Source organism: Pseudomonas sp. AN-1 (genome assembly GCF_034057115.1).
In the GTDB taxonomy this organism is placed as follows: Bacteria; Pseudomonadota; Gammaproteobacteria; order Pseudomonadales; family Pseudomonadaceae; genus Geopseudomonas.
In genome coordinates this window covers 3,520,965-3,540,975 of sequence record NZ_CP139195.1, presented here as the reverse complement: position 1 = coordinate 3,540,975, position 20,011 = coordinate 3,520,965, and the positions used below count along the sequence as shown (strand labels likewise).

Here is a 20,011-nt window from a genome sequence, read left to right as displayed (position 1 = left end):
CTCAGGCGTTCAGCATCGACAGGGCCATGCGCTCGGCGGTAGCCAGCGCGGCGGAGGTCATGATGTCGAGGTTGCCGGCGTAGGCCGGCAGGTAGTGGGCGGCGCCTTCGACTTCGAGGAACACCGAGGTCTTCAGTCCGGAGAAGGTGCCGTGGCCGGGGATGGTCAGCGGCTTGTCCTCGGGGATGACGTCGAACTGGACCTTCTGCTTGAGGCGGTAGCCGGGCACGTAGGCCTGCACGGCCTGGGCCATTTCCTCGACCGAGGCCTCGACCTTGGCCTGGTCGACCGCTTCGGAGAGCACGAACACGGTGTCGCGCATGATCAGCGGCGGCTCGGCCGGGTTCATGACGATGATCGCCTTTCCCTTGGCGGCGCCGCCGATCACTTCGATGGCTTTCGACGTGGTCTCGGTGAACTCGTCGATATTGGCGCGGGTGCCGGGACCGGCGGATTTCGAGGCGATCGAGGCGACGATCTCGGCGTAGTGCACCCTGGCCACCCGCGACACCGCGGCGACCATCGGGATGGTGGCCTGGCCGCCGCAGGTGACCATGTTGACGTTGGTCGCGGCGAGGTTTTCTTCCAGGTTGACCACCGGCACGCAGTACGGGCCGATGGCCGCCGGGGTCAGGTCGATCAGGCGGATGTTCGGCTTGAGCGAGCGCAGGAAGGCGTCGTTCTTCACGTGGGCGCCGGCCGAGGTGGCGTCGAAGACGAAGTCGATGTCCTTGAACACGTCCATGCGGGTCAGGCCCCCGACACCCTCGTGGGTGATGGCCACGCCCATGCGGGCGGCGCGGGCCAGACCGTCGGAGGCCGGGTCGATGCCGACCATGGCGCCCATTTCCAGATTCTGGCCGTGACGGAGGATCTTGATCATCAGGTCGGTGCCGATGTTGCCGGAGCCGATGATGGCGACTTTGAGTTTTTTCATGATGTCGTTCTCTTGTGCACGCAGCGCGCCGATCACTCGGCCGAGAAGTTGACGGCGACCTGGCCGAGGCCTTCGATCACCGCCTCGAAGCGGTCGCCGGCGGCCACGCCGACCATCGGGCCGAGGGCGCCGGTGAGGATGACGTCGCCGGCCTTGAGCGGCTCGCCCAGGCCGGCCATGGTGCGCGCCAGCCATACCGCGGCGTTCAGCGGATGGCCGAGGCACTCGGCGCCGCTGCCGCTGGAGACTTCCTCGCCGTTGCGGGTCATGCGCATGGCCGCCTGACGCAGGTCGACGTCGGCAATGCGCCGCGCCGGACCACCGAGCACGTAGCAGCCGCTGGAGGCGTTGTCGGCCACGGTGTCGACGAAGCGGATGTTCCAGTTCTGCACACGGCTACCGACGATCTCCAGCGCCGGCAGCACCCAGCCGGTGGCATCGACCAGTTCGGCGAAGGTGGTGTCGACGCGCGGCAGGTCGCGCTCGAGGATCAGGGCGATCTCGGCCTCGATCTTCGGCTGCAGCACGCGGCCGAACGGCACCACCTCGTTGTCGCCGTAGCCCATGTCGGCGAACAGGGTGCCGAAGTCCGGCTGGTCGACGCCGAGCTGGGCCTGCACCTTGGGGTTGGTCAGGCCGATCTTGCGGCCGACCACGCGACGGCCGGCGGCGACGCCGTGGGCGACGTTGAGGCGCTGGATGACGTAGGCGGCCGCGCCGTTGTCCTCGCCGATCAGAGCGCGCAGCGGCTCGACGGCCGCCCCGCTCGCCTCGGCGCCGCGCAGGGCAGCGGCCAGTTGTTCCAGGGTCTGTTGGGTCACGCTCATGAGTTGCCTCGAATAGTGACGAAGGAAGGAAAAGCGCCGCAGCCGGCTCAGTGGCCGAGGAAGTCCAGCACCAGGCGGTTGAACCTGTCGGCGTGCTCCCACTGCGCCCAGTGGCCGCAGCGGTTGAACACGTGCAGCTGCGCGTCGGGGATGCCGGCGAGCAGGCGCAGGCCGCTGTCCAGCGGCACGAAGCGGTCGTTGCTGCCCCAGACGATCAGGGTCGGCGCGCTGATCTCGGCCAGGCGCGGGCCGAAATCGGGGAACTGCTTGGGGTTGGCCGCCAGGCTCTTGACGAAGTTGTCGAGGTGGTCGCGACGGCCCAGCATGTTGTCCAGGCGCGCCTGGAACAGCGCCTCGGTCAGCTCGCTGCTGTCGTAGACGAACACGCTCATCATCTTCTTCAGGTTGTCGATGCTCGGCTCGCGGTACAGGCCCTGCAGCAGCTTGATGCCCTCGGTGGGCATCGGCACGAACGGGCTGGCGCCGCCGGTGCCGCCGCCCATCAGCACCAGCCTGCCGACCCGCGCGGGGTTGGCGAGTGTGAAGGCCACCGCGCTGTGCGCGCCCATGGAATTGCCGAGGATGTGCACGCGGTCGATGTCGAGGGCATCGAGCAGGCCCGCGAGCACGCGGGCGTTGAGGTCGGAACGCGAACCGCTGCAGACGATCGAATCGCTCCGACTCCAGCCCGGGCAGTCCATGAGGATCACCCGGTAGCCGGCATTCACCAGCGGCTCGATGTTGCGGTTGAAGTTGGCCCAGCCGCTGGCGCCGGGACCGGAGCCGTGCAGCATGACCACGGTTTCCGCACCTTCGCCGCAGTCGTTGTAGTGGATGTTGAGGTCGAGTTCGCCGTCCTGGATGCGCACGAAGCGGCTGCTGGCCGCTTCGCTCGGGGTCTGGGGTGGGGTCGTCATGGGCTGTTTTCCTTGCTCGGGTGGGGTCAGGCGTCGGCCTGGCCGACCGGCCGGGCGCTGAGCGCGCCGAAGCCGGCGATCCATTCGGGAATCGGCCGGTAGTAGCGCGCGCCGGCCCGGTAGGGGCCGAAGGCCGACAGGGCGGCGCAGGCGGCCACCCAGGTCTTCACCTCGTGGGTGGAACGGCCGGCCAGGCGCGACAGCTCGGCGTTGCCCAGGCGATCCAGTTCGGCGATGCGGCCGTCGGCCAGCAGGTCGAGGAACGCCTGGTCCCATTCGGGGTTGAGCGGGTGCAGCGACTGCGGGTCGTCGACGAAGCCGCGCGCCGCATCGATCACCCGCTGCTGGCGCGCCGCGCGCTCGTCGGCCGGCAGGTTGCGGCCGCCGCCCATGAGCCGTTCGGCCATGCGCGCGTCCACCTTGGCCAGCTCGGGCACCGGCGGCTGGTGCGAGAGGCCGCCGGAAGCCAGCAGCAGCACGCGCTGGTCCAGCGTGCGGGCGAAGCAGCCGATGGCCTCGCCGAGCAGGCGGGCGCGCTGGAAGCTCGGCAGCGGCGTGGCGACCGCGTTGATGAACACCGGAATCACCGGGCAGCGCTCCAGGCCGCCGAGCAGCAGCTCGAGCGGCTGGGCGAAGCCATGGTCGACCTGCATGCGGTAGGACACCGCGGCGTCCACCCCGGCTTCCAGCACCGCGCTCGCGCAGGCCTCGGCCAGCTCGCGGGGCACGGCCAGCGGGCCGGCGGCCGTGCCGTAGTCGCCGATGGCGTGGGCGGCCATGCCGATGCAGAACGACGGCATCAGGTCGTAGAAGAAGCCGTTGTAGTGATCCGGCGAGAACAGGATGACCAGCTCCGGGTCGAAGCGCGCGATGCGCTGGCGGGCGTCGCTCACCACGGCGTCCACCTCGGCCAGCACCTCCGCCGCCGGATCGACATGGCCCACCAGCGGCGTGTGCGACAGGCACTGCAGGTAGACGCTCATCTCAGCGCCTCCCGCATGACGGCAGCGACGGGGCGGTACGGGACAGGGTTGCGCGGGGGCATCGCATCGATCATGGGCCGGTGACTCCGTGGCGGGCTCGGGCAACGCCGCCCGCGCGACGGCCCGCACGGGCGGCACGCCAGAAGCGTTGCGGCTGCAATGATCCGATTATGCGAAGCGCCCCGCTGCGCAGCGCTCCGCCGAGTCACGGCGTTATCCCGGCAGTGCAGGATTGTGCGCTGGCCGAGTTGCCTACCCAGCGCGCCCGGCGGGCGGATGACCGGCCCGCCCGCGCGAGCGCCACAGGCCTATAGTGACTCGACGACATCCACGCCAGCGCCGGCGGCCCTGCACCGCCGGCAGGAGGCTCCATGAACCTCGCCCAGTTCCGCCAGCGCGGCCCCTTCGAGTGGGAAATGCCCCGGCACGGCGCCATGCGCGTGCCGGGGGTGATCTTCGCCTCGCGCGAGCTGCTCGAGGCGATGGACGCCAAGGTCGGCGAGCAGCTGGCCAACGTCGCCGCCCTGCCGGGCATCGTCGACGCCGCCTACGCCATGCCCGACGCCCACTGGGGCTACGGCTTCCCGATCGGCGGGGTGGCCGCCTTCGACGCCGAGCAGGGCGGCGTGGTGTCCGCCGGCGGGGTCGGCTTCGACATCTCCTGCGGGGTGCGCAGCCTGCACACCGGCCTGAAGGAAGCCGACATCGAGGCGGTCAAGGAGCGTCTGGCCGACCTGCTGTTCCGCCGCATCCCGGCTGGTCTCGGCAGCACCGGCGCGCTGCGCCTGAGCGGATCGGAGATGGGCGCCATGCTGCGCGGCGGCGCCAAGTGGGCGGTCGAGCAGGGCTTCGGCACGGTGGCCGATCTCGCCCATATCGAGGAAGGCGGCTGCATGGCCGGCGCGGTGCCGGCCGAGGTCTCGGCCGAGGCCAAGCACCGCCAGCGCGACGAGATGGGCACCCTCGGCTCCGGCAACCACTACCTGGAGCTGCAGGTGGTCGACGAGCTGTTCGACTTCGAGGCGGCAGAGGCCTACGGCCTGGCGGTGGGCGACGTGCTGGCCACCATCCACTGCGGCTCGCGCGGCATGGGCCACCAGATCGGCACCGATTTTTTGCGCGAGATGGTGATCGCCGCGCCGCGCGCCGGCATCCAGCTCGCCGACCGCGAGCTGGCCTGCGCGCCGCTCGACTCCGAGCTGGGCCGCAGCTACCTCGGCGCCATGCGCGCGGCGATCAACTGCGCGCTGGCCAACCGGCAGATCCTCACCCAGCTGGCGCGCGAGGCGTTCGCCGAGCTGTTCCCCGGCATCGCCATGCCGCTGCTCTACGACGTGTCGCACAACACCTGCAAGGAGGAGAGCCACATCGTCGGCGGCGAGCGCCGCCGCCTGTTCGTCCACCGCAAGGGCGCCACCCGCGCCTTCGGCCCCGGCCACCCCGAGCTGCCGGCGGAGTACCGCGCGGTCGGCCAGCCGGTGCTGATCGGCGGCAGCATGGGCACCGGCTCCTGGATTCTGGCCGGCGCCGGCGGTGCGCCGGAGCACGCCTTCGCCTCGGCCTGCCACGGCGCCGGGCGGGCGATGAGCCGCCACGAGGCGCTGAACCGCTGGCAGGGCCGCGGCGTGGTCGACGAGCTGGCACGGCGCGGCATCCTGATCCGCAGCCCGAGCCTGCGCGGCGTCGCCGAGGAGGCGCCGCTGGCCTACAAGGACGTCGGCGCGGTGGTCGAGGCCGCCGAGCAGGCCGGCCTCGCGCGGCGGGTGGCGCGGCTGCGCCCGCTGGTGTGCGTCAAGGGCTGAGGCGCGGCGCCAACAAAAAGCCCGAGGATGGCCTCGGGCTGTGTTGGCGAACGCGGACGGCGCTTCAGGCCTCGCCGTTGGCGCCCTTGTGGGTGATCAGCCGGTACAGGTACACGCCGACCACCACCAGCACCACCACCTTGGACAGCGGATCGACGTAGTCGGCGACCAGCGCATACTGGCCGTGCAGCAGGTAGCCGGCGGCGGTCAGCGCGCCGGTCCACACCAGCGAGCCGAGCGTCGAGTAGAACAGGAAGGCGCGCAGCGGCATGGCGACCATGCCGGCAGGGACCGAGATCAGCGTGCGCACCGCCGGGACCAGGCGGCCGAACAGGGTGGCCTGCCAGCCGTGGCGCTCGAACCAGGCGCAGGCGGTATCCACGTCGCGCGGCGACAGGGTCATCACCCGGCCGAAACGCCCGGCCAGCCGCTTCAGCCGCGCGCTGCCGAAGAAGTAGCCGGCGTAGTACCAGGGCAGCGCGCCGAACACCGATCCGGCGGTACCCGCCAGCAGCACGCCGGCGACGCTCAGCTCGCCCTTGGCGGCGGCGAAGCCGGCCAGCGGCATGATCAGCTCGGAGGGGATGGGCGGGAAGACGTTCTCCAGGACCATCAGCAGGAACACGCCGAGGTAGCCCGTCTGCGCGATGAAATCGACTATGCCTTCAAACATGGGGTGAAACTCTCTCGCGCCGGCGCGCCCGGGTTGCCTGTGCCGCCGTCGCGGCGGATCGAAACGGCCGCCATGCTAGCAGCGCCGCTCAGGCGAAGCGCTCGCCGAGCAGGGCGAACAGCCGCCGGCGCTGCTCCTCGTCCTCGTTGACCAGGTGATGCCGCGCGCCGGGCAGGATCAGCTGCTCGGCGCCGCGGAACTTGTCCTGCAGCACCTCGAGATTGTGCTGCCAGTCCACCGTCATGTCGGCGTCGCCCTGGATGATCAGCGGCGTGCGCGCCGAAGGCGCAGCCTCCTCGATGCGCGGAATCCAGCGCGCCAGCGCGCCGACCCAGGCGGTGGGCAGCACCTGCGCCTGCAGGGGATCGCGCCGCACGAAGTCGAGGAAGGCCGCGTCGCCGGAGTTGTCGCTGAAGCGGCGGGCGATCCGGCTGACGAAGGGGTTGAGCAGGTGGTAGCTGAGCCGTGAGCGCAGCCAGGCGCGCGGGCGCACCAGCGGGGCGAGCAGCACGGTCTGGCCGAGATCCGGGCGCGGCGCACCGGTCAGCAGATAGTCGAGCAGGATGGCGCCGCCGGTGCTCTGGCCGAACAGGTGCCAGGGCTGCGGCAGGTTGAGCAGCTCGGCGGCCTGGAACAGCGCGGCGAGCACCGCCTGATACTCGGCGAAGTCGCCGATGCTCGCCGGCTCGCCCTCGGACAGGCCGTGACCGGGCAGGTCGCAGGACAGCACGGCGAAGTTCATCGTCAGCGCCCAGTCGAACACGTGGCGGTACAGGCCCATGTGGTCGTAGTAGCCGTGCAGCAGCAGCACGGTGGCCCGCGCATCGTCGCGCCACCAGCCCTGCACGGCGACCCGCCGCCCCTCGACCTCCACCCAGCCGAGGCGGCTGTGGATGTCGGGACGGTGCTGCAGGCCGTAGTAGCGGCGGTAGGCCTGCACCTGCGGGCCGCTCTCGGCCGCGGCGGCGGCCAGCGGCGGCAGTTGCCGGCGCAGGCGCTGGGGATCGAAGGTTTCGTTCATGGGTTTCGGCCGCTGTTATCGGAGCAGTGCGCTGATCGGCCGCCTCTGCTGATCTTTAGGCCAGCGCGCCGACATGGCAAGCTTGACCGTCATTTTCCGCAGGTAACCCCATGCCCCGCCGCAAGCCCCTCGTCCTCAGCCTGGTCGCCCTCGCCTGCGCGGTGGCACTGTGGAGCCTGTACCAGTGGTACCAGGCGCGCTACATCCGTCCGTTCAGCGAAACCACCGTGCTGTTCGACGCCGCCGGCCTGCGCCTGCCGGCCGAACTGGCCGGCCCGGGGACGATCCGCGTGGTGCACCTGTGGGACCCGCCCTGCCCGTGCAACGTCGGCAACCAGCAGCACCTGGCCGAACTGGTGCAGCGCTTCGCCGGCCAGGAGGTGAGCTTCCACGTCTGGCAGAAGCCCGGCAGCCGCGGCCAGCTGCCGGAGACGCTCAAGGCCCTGCAGCCGCTGCGCGAGCTGCCCGGCGCGGAACGACTGCCGGCCAGCCCGGCGGTGGCGATCTGGGATCGGGATGGCCGGCTGGCCTACGTCGGGCCGTACAGCGAGGGGGCGGTGTGCACCTCGAGCAACAGCTTCATCGAGCCGGTGCTCGAGGCGCTGCTCGCCGGCCGGCCGGTGCAGAGCACGGGCAGCCTGGCGGTGGGGTGCTATTGTCCGTGGACGAGCGAGTGATCCCGGACGCTGCCGGCGAACCGCGGAGCACGGCGCCCCGGGAACCGGCAGGGCCGCTCCGCGTCAGGCCGCCGGCGCCTTCTTGAATCTCTTCCGATAGTTGTCGAACGGCAGTTCGACATGCCGATACAGCAGATAGGCGAAGCCGATCACTATCAGCAATGCCAGCAGGGTGCCTGGCAGGGTTCCCTTCAGATAGAGCTTCCAGCCCGGCAGTTTCGAAACCCACTTCAGCACGACAAGGTGGCAGCAATAGACCGGATAGGAAAGATTGCCCACGAAGTTGTCCAGCGAAACATCCTTGGTCATGTTGAAGACCAGCGGAATGGCGGCCGCGAGAAGAACATAGAGGGCAATCTTCTTCTGCCATACCTCCAGCGGAACGAACGAGAAGACCAGGATGAACAGGGTGATCAGCGCCAGCAGGAAAAGGGCCAGCCCTTGGTGGTCCGGCAACCAGCCCGATTCCTTCATCTTCTGGCTGAACTTGTAGGACAGGCTGCCGAGCAGGAACAAGGCCAGCTCCGTCGGGAAGAATCGGTAGGACCAGGGATCATGGGACAGACCATAGTGCATGAGCACGGCTCGGAGCGCCAACGACAGGAGAAGCAGGGCGACCAGATAGAGCGGCCTGTGGATGATGAATGGCGCGATCAGGTAGAACGAGATCTCGAGCCCCAGCGACCACGCCTGCGGCACGATGAGATATTGCGCCAATGGCGCCAGCGAGGAGGCGAAGTCCGGCGTGAAGGCAACGGCGCCGTCCCGCACCTCCAGGAACAGGGTGACATCCTGGAACAGCAGGGTGCTGTTTGTCAGGGCGACCACGAGCCCGCCCAATGGCGGCAGGGCGAGCAGATTCTGCAACGACTCCAGGGGATGACCGAACGCGAAGAGCCCGCAGAACAGATAGACCGGATAAAGCCTGAAGAACCGGGACTTCCAGAAGCTGGTCGCATTCTGATAGTTTCCCGGAAAAATCATCGCGATATAGAATCCGGATATGATGAAGAAGGCCTGAACCGCCGTATCGCCACCCACGAACTTCAGGAAGGGGTGGGCAGAAAAGTGTGCCGAAACGACGGAAAGTGCCAACAATATTCTGATCAAACCCATATCGACACCCGAACTTCCCCGTATCGCGAAATGAAAAACAGGCTGTGCTCGCCTCATGCGCGCCGGTGACCTGCGGTCGGCCCGACGAGGCAGCGGCCCCACGAGAAAACCGTCGTGCGGGCGAATTGCACGCCACCGACCTTCGCCCTGCCCCGCCCTGCAGAGCCACGCATTATCCTGCAGCGTGCCGACGACTGTCAGTACCGGACGAGCATTTCCCCACGGCCGAACCTCCGCCCCCGCCCCCGCCCCAGGGCCTGACCGGGAGCCGCTGCAGGGTGCTGCACGGTCGAGAATGAACGAGACTTCACGGAGGTTGCCCACCATGCCCCTGCCGATCCCTCCGCCCGTGCTGGTGGTGCTGTTCGCCGCCGCCATGTGGCAGATCGCCGAGCACCTGCCGTTCGGCGGCTTCGCCTTCGCCGGCCAGCGACCGCTGGCGGCTCTGCTGCTGCTCGCCGGCGTCGCGCTGATGGCCGCTGCGGCCTGGACCATGCTCCGCGTTCGCACCACGGTCAATCCGCTCAGGCCCGAGCGGGCCAGCCGCCTGGTGACCGGCGGGGTATTCGCCTTCTCGCGCAACCCGATCTACCTGGGCGATGCGCTGATCCTGCTGGCCCTGGCGCTGGGCTTCGGCAACGCGATCAGCTTCCTGCTGCTGCCGCTGTTCGTTGCCGTCCTCGGGCGCTGGCAGATCGGCCCCGAGGAGCAGGCGCTCGAGCGCCTGTTCGGCGCCGCCTACCGCGACTACTGCGCGCGGGTGCGCCGCTGGCTGTAGCCCGCCGCCCTCAGCCCGGCACGCCCAGGCGGGCCAGCGCCCCGGCCAGCAGCGGCGCCACGCTCACCGCATTGCTCGGGTGGCGGATGCAGTCGCTGCTCCACACGTGGCGCACGCCGGCGGCGCGGACGCTGTCCAGCGCATCGGCGGCGAACAGCGCGTGGGTCACCGCCACGTCCACCGAGGCAGCGCCGGCGGCGAGAAGCAGCTCGGCAGCACGCGCCAGGGTGCGCCCGGAGCTGGCCACGTCGTCGAGCAGCACCACCGCGCGGCCGCGCACCTCGACCCCGGGCAGGGCGATGTCGACCTGGTGATCGCCGTGGCGCACCTTGCTGCACACGCCGCAGTCGAAGCCGTGGCCGGCGGCAGCGGCCTCGATCCACTGCCGCGACTCGGCGTCCGGGCCGATCAGCAGCGGATTCTCCAGCCGCTCGGCGATCAGCCCGGCGAGCAGCGGCGCGCCGGACAGGCTGACGGCCTCGCCGCGCGGGATCGCCTCGGACAGCGCGGCGATGCGGTGCAGGTGCGGGTCGACGGTGAGCACCGCGTCGAAATGCTCGGCGAGGAAGGCGCCGACGATCCGCTGGCTGACCACCTCGCCGGGGTGGAAGGCGATGTCCTGGCGCATGTAGGCCAGATAGGGCGCCACCAGCAGCAGGCGGCGCGCGCCGAGACGGCGCGCCTCGCCGGCGACCAGCAGCAGCTCGACCAGCTTCTCGTTGGGCCGGTCGAGGCTGCGGTACAGCACCAGGGTCTCGGCCAGCGCCCCGGCGTCCGTCAGCGGCAGGCGCAGGCGCAGCTCGTCGTCGGGGAAGCGGTGGCGCTCGATCTCGGCGCAGGACAGGCCGGCCGCGGCGGCCAGGCGACCGGCAGCCTCGCGCTCGTCGGCGAAATGCAGCAGCAGTACGCTCATCGGCGGTCTCCTCAGAATTCGACGAACAGGTGCGACAGTTCCTCGGCGCTGCCGAGGGTGAAGCCGGAGCTGCGCCGGCTGGCCTCGCGGGCGAACTCCAGGTCGGCGGAGTAGGCGGCGTAGACCCGGTACAGCGGCGCGCCGGCGGCGACCCGCTCGCCGAGCTTGAACAGCAGGTCGACCCCGGCGCCCTGCACCTTGGGCGCGCCGGCCAGGCGGGCGATGCGCGCCAGCTGCAGGTTGTCGATGGCCACCACCACGCCGCCTTCCGCCGCGGTCACCTCGAAGGACAGCGGTGCCAGCGCCGGGGCGTTGTGATCGAACGGCTTGTGGCCCTGGGCGGCGATCAGCGCCTGCATGCGCGCCAGGGCGCGACCGGAGTCGAGGATGTCGCGGGCGATGGCGTAGCCGTCACCGCCGCGCACGTCGGGATCGAACTCGAGCATGCGCCCGGCCAGGCGCAGGGCCTTCTGGCGCAGGTCGTTTGGCGCGCGCGGGTCGTTCTCCAGCACGCGCATCACGTCGCGCGCCTCCAGTACCGGACCGATGCCGCTGCCCACCGGCTGGCGACCGTCGGTGATCACCACGTCGATGGTCAGGCCCATGCGCCCGGCGACGAACTCGAACAGCTTGCGCAGGCGCTGCGCCTCGGGCATCGAGCGCACCTTGGCGGTCGGCCCGACCGGGATATCCAGCACCAGATGGGTGGAGCCGGCGGCGAGCTTCTTGGACAGGATCGAGGCGACCATCTGCCCCGGCGAGTCGATCGACAGCGGGCGCTCGACGGCGATCAGCACGTCGTCGGCCGGCGACAGCTCGCTGGTGCCGCCCCAGGCCAGGCAGCCGCGGTACTCGCGGACGATCTCCTCGAGGCGCTCGAACGGCAGCTCGACGTTGGCCAGCACCTCCATGGTATCGGCGGTGCCGGCCGGCGAGGTGATCGCCCGCGACGAGGTCTTCGGGCAGAGCATGCCGTGGGCGGCGACGATCGGCACCACCAGCATCGAGGTGCGGTTGCCGGGGATGCCGCCGATGCAGTGCTTGTCGACCACCGGGTGCTCGTGCCAGTCGAGGCGGCGGCCGACGCCGGTCATGGCGTCGGTGAGGAAGTACACCTCCTCGCGGTCCAGTTCGCCCTGGTTGCAGGCGACCACGAAGGCGGTCAGCTCGATCTTCGAGTAGCGGTGCTCGGCGATGTCGCGGACGATGGCGCGGAAGTCCTCGCGCCCCAGCCGCTCGCCGGCGATCTTGCGGTGCAGGGCCGGGATCGACGACGGCGGCTCGGCCTGGGAGATGGTCGCCGGATGGCCGTTGGCCACGCCGAGCTGGGCGAAGGCGTCCTGGGACAGGCCCAGCTCGCCGCAGTCGACGATGGCCGGGTCGTCGACCACGTTGAGGCTGGCGAGGATGCGCCGGCCGTTGGCGCGGATCTCCACCTTGGACAGCGCCTGGAAGCCCTCGGCGCGGTACACCGCACAGTCGCGGTTGAGGTAGGCGACGTTCTCGCGGTAGGTGTCGATGGCGACGCGGCGCAGCTGCAGGTTCGCGGCGCCGCAGGGGGCCGGGGTCTTCTTCATGGGGCGCTTCCGGGGGCAGACGATCCGCGGACTATGCCGCCGCGCGGTCGCCGCCGGCAAGGGCGGCGATCAGTGCTTGGCCTCCAGGCGCAGCACGCCCTGCTCCTCGCGCCAGCCGACCCGGTTGAGGAAGCTCATGCCCAGCAGCACCTCGCTGGGCGAGCCGCCGGCGACGATCGCCGCCTCGACGCCGAGCAGCTCGATGCTGCCGACCTTGACCCGGTCGAGGCTCATCCGCCAGGCCGGCACGGTGCCGCCGGCGGTGTTGACCTGCATCGGCTGGCCGCGGGTCTGGTAGTCGAGACCGAGGCGCCTGGCCTGGGCCTCGTTCATCGCCACCGAGGTGGCGCCGGTATCGACCAGGAACTGCACGCCCTGGCCGTTGACCGAGCCGGCCACCCAGTAGTGGCCGCCCAGGCCGCGGGCGATGCTCAGCTGCTGGCGCTGCGGCTCGGCGTAGCCGGCGGCGCTGTACTCGCGGGTCAGGGCGAAACTGCGCTCGACGCCGTCGACGCGCAGCACCGCGCCGCGGGCATCGGCACTGACCAGGGTGACGCCGGCCGGGCCGCTCTGCCCCGCCTTGAGCAACTGGCGCTGGCCGTCGACGGTGACCACCGCGGCGCCGGGGAACAGACCGACCACCTGCACCTGCGGCGCGGCGGCCAGCGGGCCGGCCAGCAGCAGGCCGGCGCACAGGGCGAGCAATGAACGCATGACAGAACTCCTTTTCGTCGCGGCCCCGCCGGCGGGCGGGACGTGGTTGAGGGCTCAGCCGAGCAGCCAGACCAGCCCTTGCAGCAGCCCCCAGGCGCCGATCCCGGCGAGCAGGTCGTCGAGCATGATGCCGGTGCCGCCGTGCACGTGGCGGTCGACCCAGCTGATCGGCCAGGGCTTGAGGATGTCCAGCAGGCGGAACAGCGCGAAGCCGGCTAGCAGCCAGAGCCAGCCGGGCGGTGCCAGCCAGCAGGTGATCCAGATGCCGACGATCTCGTCCCAGACGATGCCGCCGTGATCGTGCACGCCGAGGTCGCGGGATACCTTGCCACACAGCCAGCAGCCGAACAGCGACGCGAGCAGCAGGATCGCCGCGTAGCCCCAGTCCGGCAGCAGCTGCAGCAGCGGCACGAACAGCAGGCCGACCAGGGTGCCCCAGGTGCCCGGCGCCTTGCGCATGGCCCCGGAGCCGAAGCCGAAGGCGATGAACTGCCAGGGATCGCGCCAGATCGAGTCCGGCGCCAGCTCCGGGCGCTCAGGCTTGCTCATCGCCGCCTCCGAAATGCTGGTAGCCGCCGGCGGCGGGGGTGATGTCGCGACCGGCAGGGTCGAGCAGGTGCACGCCGCGGCCTTCCGCGACCCGGCCGACCACATGGAAGGCATGGCCGCTGGCCGCGAGGGCCGGCAGCGCGGCCGGCGCCACGGTGAAGGCCAGCACGTAGTCGTCGCCGCCGCTCAGCGCCAGCTGCAGCGCCCGTTCGCCCGCGGCTTCTTGCAGGGCGCCGGTCAGCGGTACCAGCGCGGCGTCGATGAGCAGCGCCACCTGCGACTCCTCGGCGATGTGCCCGCAGTCGGCGAGCAGGCCGTCGGAGACGTCCAGCGCCGCGCTGGCCAGCCCGCGCAGTGCCTGGCCGAGGGCCAGCTGCGGCTGCGGCGTCCAGTACTGCGCCAGCAGCTGCGCATCCGCAGCGCCGCGCGGCTCGCGCTCGCCGAGCACCAGCGGCAGCGCCGCGGCGGCCTCGCCGGTCGGCCCGCCGATGCACAGCAGGTCGCCGGGCCGCGCGCCCGAGCGCAGCAGGGCCTGCCCGGCGGGCAGGGAGCCGAACACGGTGACGTTGATGTTGAGCGGACCGCGGGTGGTGTCGCCGCCGATCAGGGCCAGCTGGCAGGCGCGCGCCATGGTGTCGAGGCCGCGGGCGAAGCCCTCCAGCCAGACGGGATCGGCGACGGGCAGGGTCAGCGCCAGGGTGAAGCCGAGAGGCGCGGCGCCCATCGCGGCGAGGTCGCTGGCCGCGGCGGCCAGCACGCGCTGGGCGAGCAGGAAGGGATCATGCTGTGCGGGGAAGTGCACCCCGGCGACCTGGGTGTCGGTGGACACCGCCAGCTGCTCGCCGGGCGGCAGCTGCAGCAGCGCGCAGTCGTCGCCGATGCCGCGCGCCACGCCGGCGGCCGGCGCGGCGCAGGCGGCCGCGGCGAAGAACTGACGGATCAGCGCGAATTCGCCGAGACCGGCCATGGGCGAGGGATCAGCTGCGCTTGCCGCGCACTTCGGCGCCGCGCAGGCGCGGGGCCAGCTTGTCGAGCACGCCGTTGACGAACTTGTGGCCGTCGGTGGCGCCGTAGACCTTGGCCAGCTCGATGCCTTCGTTGATCACCACGCGATAGGGCACGTCGACGCGGTTGCGCAGCTCGTAGGTGGACAGGCGCAGGATCGCCAGCTCGACCGGATCGATTTCCTCCAGCGGGCGGTCGAGGCAGGGTGCGAAGGCCTCGTCCAGCTCGCCCTTCAGGCGCGGCACGCCATGCAGGATCTCGTGGAAGTAGGCGCCGTCGACATCGCTGAAGTCGTTGTCGGTGCGGAACTGCGCTTCGATCTCGTTGAGCGACTGGCCGGCCATCTGCCAGGAGTACAGGGCCTGCAGGGCCAGGCTGCGCGCCTTCTGGCGCATGGCGATCTTGTTCGGCTTGGCGGGCTTGCCTGCCGGCTTGTCGTGCTCGCTCACTTGGCCTCCAGCTGCGCCAGCAGGCTGACCATTTCCAGGGCGGACAGCGCGGCTTCGGCGCCCTTGTTGCCGGCCTTGGTGCCGGAGCGCTCGATGGCCTGCTCGATGGAGTCGACGGTCAGCACGCCGAAGGCGACCGGCACGCCGAACTGCAGGGACACCTGGGCCAGGCCCTTGGTGCACTCGCCGGCGACGTATTCGAAGTGCGGAGTACCGCCGCGGATCACCGCGCCGAGGGCGATGATGGCGTCGAACTCGCCGCGCTGGGCGACCTTCTGGGCGACCAGCGGGATCTCGAAGGCGCCCGGCGCGCGGATGATGGTCAGCTCGCTCTCGCTGACACCGTGACGCACCAGGGCGTCGATGGCGCCCTGCACCAGGCTCTCGACGACGAAGCTGTTGAAGCGGCCGACCACCAGGGCGTAACGGCCTTTGGGGGCGATGAAGGTACCTTCGATGGTCTTCAGGGTCATGGGACGGATTCCAGATAAAGAGCCGGGGCGCCAGTGCGCCCCGAGAGGATGTGCGTTGATCGCGTTCAGTCGCAGGTCACGTATTCTACAACTTCCAGATCGAAGCCGGATATCGCGTTGAACTTCACCGGCGAGCTGAGCAGGCGCATCTTGCGCACGCCCAGGTCGCGGAGGATCTGCGAGCCGGCGCCGACGGTGCTGTAGGTGGTCGGCTCGGCCGGCTTGGCCTCGCCGAGCTGCTGCTCGACCAGCTCGAGCAGCTCGTTGCCGCTGATCGCGTGGTTGAGCAGCAGGACCACGCCGCTGCCCTGCTCGGCGACCGTCTGCATGGCCGCGCGCAGGCTCCAGCGCCCCGGGCGCTTGACGCACAGCAGGTCGCGCAGCGGGTCCATGTTGTGCACGCGCACCAGGGTCGGCTCGTCGGCCTTGATCTCGCCCTTGAGCAGCGCCAGGTGCACCTGGCCCTCGACCTCGTCGCGGTAGGTGATCAGCTTGAACTGGCCCAGCTCGCTGTCCAGCGCCCGCTCGGAGACGCGCTCGACGGTGCGCTCGTGGACCAGGCGGTAGTGGATCAGGTCGGCGATGGTGCCGATCCTGATGCCGTGCTCGGCGGCGAACTTCTCCAGCTCCGGGCGACGGGCCATGCTGCCGTCGTCGTTCATGATCTCGCAGATCACCCCGCTGGCGCCGAAGCCGGCCATGCGCGCCAGGTCGCAGGCCGCCTCGGTGTGGCCGGCGCGCGCCAGCACGCCGCCGGGCTGGGCCATCAGCGGGAAGATGTGGCCGGGGCTGACGATGTCCTCGGCCTTGGCGTCGCGGGCGGCGGCGGCCTGCACGGTGCGCGCGCGGTCGGCGGCGGAGATGCCGGTGGTCACCCCCTCGGCGGCCTCGATGGACACGGTGAACTTGGTGCCGAAACCCGAGCCGTTGCGCTGCACCATCAGCGGCAGGCCGAGGCGCTCGCAGCGCGCGCGGTCCATCGGCATGCAGATCAGGCCGCGGGCGTGCTTGGCCATGAAGTTGATGTCCTCGGCGCGCACGCATTCGGCGGCCATGATCAGGTCGCCCTCGTTCTCGCGGTCCTCGTCATCCATGAGGATGACCATCTTGCCCTGGCGGATGTCTTCGATCAGATCGGCGATGTTGTCGAGTGCCACGGGCACCCCCTTGTCAATGCTGTGGTGGAAGGGCTCTCAGCCCTTGAGGAAGCCGTGTTCGGCGAGGAACGCCTCGGTGATGCCGGCGGCGGCCGGCTCGGCGGCCTTGTCGCCGAGCAGCAGGCGCTCCAGGTAGCGCGCCAGCAGGTCGACCTCGAGGTTGACCCGGCGCCCGGCCTGGTAGTCGGCCATGATGGTTTCCTGCAGGGTGTGCGGCACGATGGTCAGCTCGAACTCGGCGCCATCCACCGCGTTGACCGTCAGGCTCACGCCGTCGACGGTGATCGAGCCCTTGAGGGCGATGTACCTGGCCAGCTCGCGCGGCGCACGCACGCGGAACTGGATGGCGCGGGCGTTATCGGCGCGCGAGACGATCTCGCCGACGCCGTCGACGTGACCGCTGACCAGGTGGCCGCCGAGGCGGGTGGTCGGGGTCAGCGCCTTCTCCAGGTTGACCCGGCTGCCGACCTTGAGGTCGACGAAGGCGGTGCGGGTGATGGTCTCGCGGCTGACGTCGGCCCAGAAGCCGTCGCCGGGCAGTTCCACCGCGGTCAGGCAGGTGCCGTTGACCGCGATGCTGTCGCCGAGCTTGACGTCGGCAAGGTCGAGCTTGCCGGTGGCGACGTAGACGCGCACGTCGCCACCCTTGGGGGTCATGGCGCGGATGCTGCCGATGGCTTCGATGATTCCGGTGAACATCAGGCCTCCCGCACCGCGCTGGGGGTATTCGCTTGCATGGTCGAACTCCTGTTTTGGTCAAAACAGGGCGCTGGACAGAAAGGGATCGCGCGGGTGCGGCCGGGCCGCCCCGTGGCAGGAATCCCGCTCTCTCTCATCCGGACTGTCACCGTCGGCTCCGGAATCGCACCGGATCTGCTGACCCTGCCGTCCCCGGTCGGGGCAAGGCAGGCGCTCGCGGGCTGGGCGCTGCGCGCCATCACCGCCGGTGGGGAATTGCACCCCGCCCTGAGAACGTCGCGGCCGTTGGCGGCCGCGCGGGACTTTGTACCACATTTTCGCCGCGGCGGAGCACGTCTGGATCGGGGATGACGCCGGCTGGCGATCAGGCCGGCACCGCGATGATCCGCCAGTCGCGGCCCACCGCGCGGATGTCGCGGATGGCCAGCTGCGGCGCCTCGGCCATGCGCTCCAGCGGCCAGTCGAGCAGCGGCCGGGCGCCGGAGCCGAGCAGCTGCGGCGCCATGAATATCTGGTACTCGTCGACCAGCCCTTCGCGGGCGAAGGCGCCGGCCAGGCGCGGGCCGGCCTCGACCAGCACCTCGTTGGCACCGGCGGCGGCCAGCTCGGCGAGCAGCAGGCGCAGGTCGACGTGGCCGTCACCGCGCGGCAGGCGCAGCAGCGCATGGCCGGCGGCGCGGTATTCGTCGGCGCGGCCGTCGTCGTCGCAGCAGGCCACCATCGCCGGGCCGGCCTGGAAGAAGGCGGCGGACAGCGGCACGCGCAGCTGGCCGTCGATCAGTACGCGCAGCGGCGGCCGGGCGGCGGCCAGCGCCGCCTGCTCGGCGTCCACCTCCAGTTCGTCGGGACGCACGGTGAGGCGCGCGTTGTCGGCCAGCACGGTGTCGGCGCCGCTGATGATCACGCTGGAGCGCGCGCGCAGGCGCTGCACCGCGGCGCGGGCGGGCGCGCCGGTGATCCACTGGCTCTCGCCGCTGGCCATGGCGGTGCGGCCGTCCAGGCTCATCGCCAGCTTGACCCGCACCAGCGGCAGGCCCTGCTCCATGCGCCTGACGAAGCCGGCATTCAGATCGCGGGCCTCCTGCTCGAGCACGCCGCTGGCCACCTCGATGCCGGCCGCGCGCAGCAGCGCCAGGCCGCGCCCGCCCACCAGCGGATTGGGGTCCTGCATCGCCGCCACCACGCGGCCGACGCCGGCCCTGACCAGCGCCTCGGCGCACGGCGGAGTGCGGCCGTGGTGACTGCACGGCTCGAGGGTGACGTAGGCGGTGGCGCCGCTCGCGCGCTCGCCGGCCTGGCGCAGGGCGTGCACTTCGGCGTGCGGCTCGCCGGCGCGCACATGCCAGCCTTCGCCGACGATCTCGCCGCCGGCGGCGACTAGCACGCAGCCGACGCGCGGGTTGGGATGGGTGGAGAACAGGCCACGGCGCGCCAGCTCGAGCGCGCGCGCCATGTAGGCCTGGTCGCAGGCCCTTGCAGCATCTTGCATGGAATCAACCCTTGCTGGGTTCGCGGGACAGGCGCTCGATTTCCTCGCGGAACTGGTCGAGGTCCTGGAAGTGGCGGTAGACCGAGGCGAAGCGGATGTAGGCCACCTCGTCGAGGCGGCGCAGCTCGTCCATCACCAGTTCGCCGACCACCCGCGACCTGACCTCGCGCTCGCCGGTGGCGCGCAGCTTGTGCTTGATGTGGGCGATCGCCTCCTCGAGGCGCTCGACGCTGACCGGGCGCTTCTCCAGCGCGCGCTGCATGCCGGCGCGCAGCTTGTCCTCGTCGAACGGCTGGCGGGTGCCGTCGGACTTGATCAGCCGCGGCATCACCAGCTCGGCGGTCTCGAAGGTGGTGAAGCGCTCCTGGCAGGCCAGGCACTCGCGACGCCGGCGCACCTGCTGGCCCTCGGCGACCAGTCGCGAGTCGATGACCTTGGTGTCGTGGGCGCCGCAGAAGGGACAGTGCATGGTGGTTCGGCCAGCGGATGGATGTGGCGGTCATGGTAACCGATGGCATCGCCAAGACAAGCCGCCGCCGGCGGGTTATAAGGGCGCCCGACCAACCGCCCGGAGCCGCCCATGCCCGTCCCGCCCGCCGAACTGCTCGACCCGCTGCGCGCCCTGCTCGGCGCCGCGCGCCTCACCGCCACCGCGCTGCCGGGCAGCGACCTGCCGGGCAGCGATCTGCGCCTGTGGCTGATCGACCCCGCCAACATGGACCGCGCCTTCGACGCCGAGGAGACCCGGCGCATCCTCGAGGAGCCGCCGTACTGGTGCTTCTGCTGGGCGAGCGGCCTGGCGCTGGCGCGCTGGCTGGCCGAACGACCCGAGTGGGTGCGCGGCCGCCGCGTGCTCGACTTCGGCGCCGGCTCCGGGGTGGCCGGCATCGCCGCGGCGCGGGCCGGCGCGGCCGAGGTGGTGGCCTGCGACCTCGACCCGCTGGCCCTGGCCGCCTGCCGCGCCAACGCCGAACTCAACGGCGTGGAGCTGGGCTACTCGACGGACTTCTTCGCCGAGGCGGACCGCTTCGACCTGATCCTGGTCGCCGACGTGCTCTACGACCGCGCCAACCTGCCGCTGCTGGACGCCTTCCTGTCGCGCGGCCGCGAGGCGCTGGTCGCCGACTCGCGGGTGCGCGACTTCCAGCATCCGCTGTACCGGCGCCTGGCGGTGCTGGATGCCTGCACCCTGCCGGATCTCGCCGAGCCCCACGAGTTCCGCAAGGTCAGCCTGTATCACGCGCAGCGCGGCTGA

Annotated in this window: 22 protein-coding genes and 1 riboswitch; of the genes, 4 read left to right on the top strand and 18 right to left on the bottom strand. The window is 70.9% G+C overall.

From position 1 onward, the window contains the following. Position 1: 1 nt before the first annotated feature. Genes SK095_RS16790 through mhpB form a run of 4 tightly spaced genes read right to left on the bottom strand, consistent with a single transcriptional unit; the run spans position 2 to position 3,664 of the window. On the bottom strand, positions 2-937 hold the full coding sequence (locus tag SK095_RS16790; RefSeq protein WP_320546889.1) for an acetaldehyde dehydrogenase (acetylating): 936 nt from the start codon (positions 935-937) through the stop codon (positions 2-4). Positions 938-969: 32 nt separating this feature from the next. Beyond that, positions 970-1,764, bottom strand: coding sequence for a 2-keto-4-pentenoate hydratase (gene mhpD, locus SK095_RS16785; protein WP_320546888.1), 795 nt, complete (start codon positions 1,762-1,764; stop codon positions 970-972). 47 nt (positions 1,765-1,811) lie between these two features. Further along, positions 1,812-2,681 carry an alpha/beta fold hydrolase gene (locus tag SK095_RS16780; RefSeq protein WP_320546887.1) on the bottom strand — a complete coding sequence of 290 codons (870 nt, stop codon included), beginning with the start codon at positions 2,679-2,681 and terminating at the stop codon, positions 1,812-1,814. Positions 2,682-2,707: 26 nt separating this feature from the next. Next, entirely contained in the window at positions 2,708-3,664 is a 957-nt protein-coding gene (gene mhpB / locus SK095_RS16775; protein ID WP_320546886.1) for a 3-carboxyethylcatechol 2,3-dioxygenase, read from the bottom strand. Positions 3,665-4,035: 371 nt separating this feature from the next. Here mhpB and SK095_RS16770 point away from each other — a divergent pair, with 371 nt between their 5' ends. Continuing rightward, the gene (locus SK095_RS16770) at positions 4,036-5,466 is read left to right on the top strand and encodes an RtcB family protein (RefSeq protein WP_320546885.1); all 1,431 of its coding nucleotides are present in this window, start codon (positions 4,036-4,038) and stop codon (positions 5,464-5,466) included. Positions 5,467-5,530: 64 nt separating this feature from the next. Here SK095_RS16770 and SK095_RS16765 read toward each other — a convergent pair whose 3' ends face one another. Further along, positions 5,531-6,139 (bottom strand): DedA family protein, encoded by a 609-nt coding sequence (locus SK095_RS16765; RefSeq protein ID WP_201487781.1) that lies wholly within the window; start codon positions 6,137-6,139, stop codon positions 5,531-5,533. 88 nt (positions 6,140-6,227) lie between these two features. After that, a complete protein-coding gene (locus tag SK095_RS16760; protein WP_320546884.1) occupies positions 6,228-7,160 on the bottom strand; it encodes an alpha/beta hydrolase in 933 nt (310 codons plus the stop codon). Positions 7,161-7,270: 110 nt separating this feature from the next. Between SK095_RS16760 and SK095_RS16755 the strand changes: the two genes are divergently transcribed. After that, a complete protein-coding gene (locus SK095_RS16755; protein ID WP_320546883.1) occupies positions 7,271-7,837 on the top strand; it encodes a DUF6436 domain-containing protein in 567 nt (188 codons plus the stop codon). 63 nt (positions 7,838-7,900) lie between these two features. Here the strand turns inward: SK095_RS16755 and SK095_RS16750 are convergent, their stop codons facing one another. Then, positions 7,901-9,280, bottom strand: a complete 1,380-nt coding sequence (locus SK095_RS16750; RefSeq protein WP_320546882.1) for an acyltransferase — start codon at positions 9,278-9,280, stop codon at positions 7,901-7,903. Here SK095_RS16750 and SK095_RS16745 point away from each other — a divergent pair. Beyond that, positions 9,279-9,731 (top strand): isoprenylcysteine carboxylmethyltransferase family protein, encoded by a 453-nt coding sequence (locus tag SK095_RS16745; protein WP_320546881.1) that lies wholly within the window; start codon positions 9,279-9,281, stop codon positions 9,729-9,731. The genes SK095_RS16750 and SK095_RS16745 overlap by 2 nt on opposite strands. 10 nt (positions 9,732-9,741) lie before the next feature. Here SK095_RS16745 and SK095_RS16740 read toward each other — a convergent pair whose 3' ends face one another. The 11 genes from SK095_RS16740 to nrdR form a co-directional block, all read right to left on the bottom strand. After that, complete coding sequence (locus SK095_RS16740; protein ID WP_320546880.1) at positions 9,742-10,644, bottom strand: ribose-phosphate diphosphokinase; 903 nt, start codon at positions 10,642-10,644, stop codon at positions 9,742-9,744. A gap of 11 nt (positions 10,645-10,655) precedes the next feature. Beyond that, positions 10,656-12,221 (bottom strand): thymidine phosphorylase family protein, encoded by a 1,566-nt coding sequence (locus SK095_RS16735; RefSeq protein ID WP_320546879.1) that lies wholly within the window; start codon positions 12,219-12,221, stop codon positions 10,656-10,658. A 69-nt stretch (positions 12,222-12,290) separates the two neighbouring features. After that, complete coding sequence (locus SK095_RS16730) at positions 12,291-12,935, bottom strand: TIGR02281 family clan AA aspartic protease (protein ID WP_136488711.1); 645 nt, start codon at positions 12,933-12,935, stop codon at positions 12,291-12,293. A gap of 54 nt (positions 12,936-12,989) precedes the next feature. Continuing rightward, positions 12,990-13,484 (bottom strand): phosphatidylglycerophosphatase A, encoded by a 495-nt coding sequence (locus SK095_RS16725; protein ID WP_320546878.1) that lies wholly within the window; start codon positions 13,482-13,484, stop codon positions 12,990-12,992. Further along, positions 13,471-14,451: a thiamine-phosphate kinase gene (gene thiL / locus SK095_RS16720; protein WP_320546877.1), complete on the bottom strand. Its 981-nt coding sequence runs from the start codon at positions 14,449-14,451 to the stop codon at positions 13,471-13,473. Before thiL ends, SK095_RS16725 begins: the two co-directional genes overlap by 14 nt. Before the next feature lie 10 nt (positions 14,452-14,461). Then, on the bottom strand, positions 14,462-14,884 hold the full coding sequence (gene nusB, locus SK095_RS16715; RefSeq protein ID WP_320548916.1) for a transcription antitermination factor NusB: 423 nt from the start codon (positions 14,882-14,884) through the stop codon (positions 14,462-14,464). Positions 14,885-14,934: 50 nt separating this feature from the next. After that, positions 14,935-15,411, bottom strand: coding sequence for a 6,7-dimethyl-8-ribityllumazine synthase (ribE, locus tag SK095_RS16710; RefSeq protein WP_090306466.1), 477 nt, complete (start codon positions 15,409-15,411; stop codon positions 14,935-14,937). Positions 15,412-15,476: 65 nt separating this feature from the next. After that, on the bottom strand, positions 15,477-16,568 hold the full coding sequence (gene ribBA, locus SK095_RS16705) for a bifunctional 3,4-dihydroxy-2-butanone-4-phosphate synthase/GTP cyclohydrolase II (protein ID WP_136491301.1): 1,092 nt from the start codon (positions 16,566-16,568) through the stop codon (positions 15,477-15,479). Between the two features lie 36 nt (positions 16,569-16,604). Next, positions 16,605-17,267: a riboflavin synthase gene (locus tag SK095_RS16700; protein WP_136491300.1), complete on the bottom strand. Its 663-nt coding sequence runs from the start codon at positions 17,265-17,267 to the stop codon at positions 16,605-16,607. A gap of 121 nt (positions 17,268-17,388) precedes the next feature. Beyond that, positions 17,389-17,546: riboswitch (FMN riboswitch) on the bottom strand. A gap of 85 nt (positions 17,547-17,631) precedes the next feature. Continuing rightward, a complete protein-coding gene (gene ribD / locus SK095_RS16695; RefSeq protein WP_320546876.1) occupies positions 17,632-18,756 on the bottom strand; it encodes a bifunctional diaminohydroxyphosphoribosylaminopyrimidine deaminase/5-amino-6-(5-phosphoribosylamino)uracil reductase RibD in 1,125 nt (374 codons plus the stop codon). Positions 18,757-18,760: 4 nt separating this feature from the next. Beyond that, positions 18,761-19,225, bottom strand: a complete 465-nt coding sequence (nrdR, locus tag SK095_RS16690; protein WP_136491299.1) for a transcriptional regulator NrdR — start codon at positions 19,223-19,225, stop codon at positions 18,761-18,763. Between the two features lie 111 nt (positions 19,226-19,336). Here nrdR and SK095_RS16685 point away from each other — a divergent pair, with 111 nt between their 5' ends. Further along, positions 19,337-20,011 (top strand): class I SAM-dependent methyltransferase, encoded by a 675-nt coding sequence (locus SK095_RS16685; protein ID WP_320546875.1) that lies wholly within the window; start codon positions 19,337-19,339, stop codon positions 20,009-20,011.